A 2,372-nucleotide genomic window follows, 5' to 3' on the forward strand; every position below is an offset into this window, starting at 1 on the left:
GGTGGCCCGCCATGTCCTGGACGTGATGCTGACGCTGCTCGACTCCGCGCGGGAAGGGTCCGCCCTGCCGGTGGACTCGACCTGTACACGGCCCGATCCCGTGGCGGCGCGCCCGTAGCGGCGGCTCGTATTCCCTTTGATTACCCGGCCATTCGTCAGGCCACTTAATTTCCGTCCACTTCACTTCCCGGAAATTTATTTACCTGACACACCCTCTCGCAGCCCCCTGTTCACCAGTACTGCGAACGAAAGGCGAAAGCCGTTGACTTGATAACACTCTTGGTTTTACATGGCGGTTACTGGCTGGACAGGGAGGGCCGCCCATGCATGACCGCAGGAAGTCCGGTGAGGCGCGAATAGCCCATTTCCTCGCCGACCGTTTGCGTCCCGCGCTGTATACCGGCCGGCTTCCCATGGACGTGGACGCCTGGCACATCCCGGGTGAGCCGGTCCCTGTCGAGGTCGCTCTGCGCGCGGAGTACACGCCGTTCGTCGTCGGCGACTCCTGGGGCGGCCCGTGGTCCACCACGTGGTTCCGGGTCCGCGCGGACGTCCCGGAGCGGTGGGCGGGCCTGCGGGTCGAGGCCGTCCTCGACCTGGGGTCCGCCGAGGGCCTCGTCCACGACGAACTGGGCACGCCCCTCCAGGGGGTGCACGCGCGCAACCGCTCCGTCCTGCTCTCCACCGCGGCGAGCGGCGGCGAGCCCGTCCATCTCCTGGTCGAGGCCGCCGCCAACCCGCCGATCGACGCGGCGTCGGGCACCGGTACGCACTACGGCGACCCGCTGACGGTCGGCGACGAACCGCTCCACCGGCTGGTGCGCGCCGATCTCGCGGTCCGCGACGAGGACGTCTGGCAGCTCATCCATGACATCGATGTCCTGGACGGGCTCATGCGCGCGCTCCCTCCCGGACTGCCGCGCCGCCACGCCCTCCTGCGCGCCCTGGAGGACGCCGTGGACGCGGTGGACCCCCGGGACATCCCCGGGACCGCCGCGCGGGCCCGCGCAATCCTTGCCCCCGTCCTCGCCCGCCGCGCGTACGACTCCGCGCACACGGTCGCCGCCGTGGGGCACGTCCCTCCCCCGGCGGCCCGGCTGTGGCCGACGCGGGAGAGCGTCCGCAGGAGCGCCCGCGCCTTCAGCAGCATGGCGGCGCTGGCCGACGAGTACCCGGAGCTGACCTTCGCGGCCTCCTCCGCGCAGCGGTACGCCTGGATGAGGGACCACCACCCGCATGTCTTCGAGCGGGTGCGCAAGGCCGTGGCCGACGGCAACTGGGTGCCGGTGGGCGGGATGTGGGTGGAACCGGACGGAAGTCTGCCCGGCGGAGAGGCGCTGGTACGGCAGTTCGTCCACGGCCGCCGCTTCTACCGGGAGGAGCTGGGCGCCGACACCGACGGCGTCTGGCTGCCGGGATCCTTCGGAATGAGCGCCTCCTTCCCGCAGGTGGCCGCGCTCGCCGGGGCCCGCTGGTTCCTCTCCCGCCAACTGCCCGACGGGGACACGGACGCCGTGCCCCACCACACGTTCTGGTGGGAGGGCCTCGACGGCACAAGGCTGTTCAGCCACTCCCCGCCGACGGGCGGGAGCGACGCCGGGCCGGCCGGGGGCGGGTACGGCGGCGAGTACAGCGGCGAGCTCGACAGGGAGCACGGCGCGGCTCTCACCGGGGGCGAACTGGCCGGCGCGGTCGAGGCGTTCGCCGACAAGGGCGGCGGCACCCGCTCACTGATGCCCTTCGGCGACACGGACGGCGGACCGACCCGCGAGATGCTGGAGCGCGCCCGCAGACTGGCCGACCTCGAAGGCTCCCCGCGCGTCGGGATCGTCGCCCCGTCGCACTTCTTCCGCGACGCGCTGGACGAGTACCCGGACGCGCCGGTGTGGCGCGGCGAGCTGGACCTCGCGGCCCACCAGGGCACGTACACCGGCCAGGCCCGCACCAAGCGCGGCAACCGCCGCAGCGAATCCCTGCTGCGTGAGGCCGAGTTGTGGTCGGCGACGGCCGCCGTGCGGGACGGCATCCCGTATCCGTACGACGAGCTCGAATCGCTCTGGAAGAAGGTCCTGCTGCACCAGTCCCACGACGTCCTGGCGGGCACTTCGATCGCCTGGGCGCACCAGGAGGCGGAGCAGACGTACCGCGAGGTCCACCGCAGGCTGGAGCATCTGATCCGGCGGGCCGTGGGCGCGCCGGACGCCGTCTCCGTGTCCGAGGTCTCCGTCTTCAACGCGGGACCGCTCCCCCGCCGCGAGATCGTCGTCCTGGACGGCGACCGGCCCGCGGACGGCGGCCAGTTGCTGTCCGACGGGCGGATCGCCGTCCTCGCCGAGGCGCCCGCGCTGGGCCAGGGCCCGGCCGGGCTGCCG

At 72.5% G+C, this 2,372-nt stretch carries 1 pseudogene; it reads left to right on the forward strand.

What is annotated here, in order from left to right:
• Positions 1-323: 323 nt before the first annotated feature.
• Positions 324-2,372 (forward strand): annotated as a pseudogene (locus GT042_RS32345) (alpha-mannosidase); the annotation flags it as partial.

The sequence above is a fragment of the Streptomyces sp. SID3212 genome (assembly GCF_009865405.1).
GTDB lineage: Bacteria > Actinomycetota > Actinomycetes > Streptomycetales > Streptomycetaceae > Streptomyces.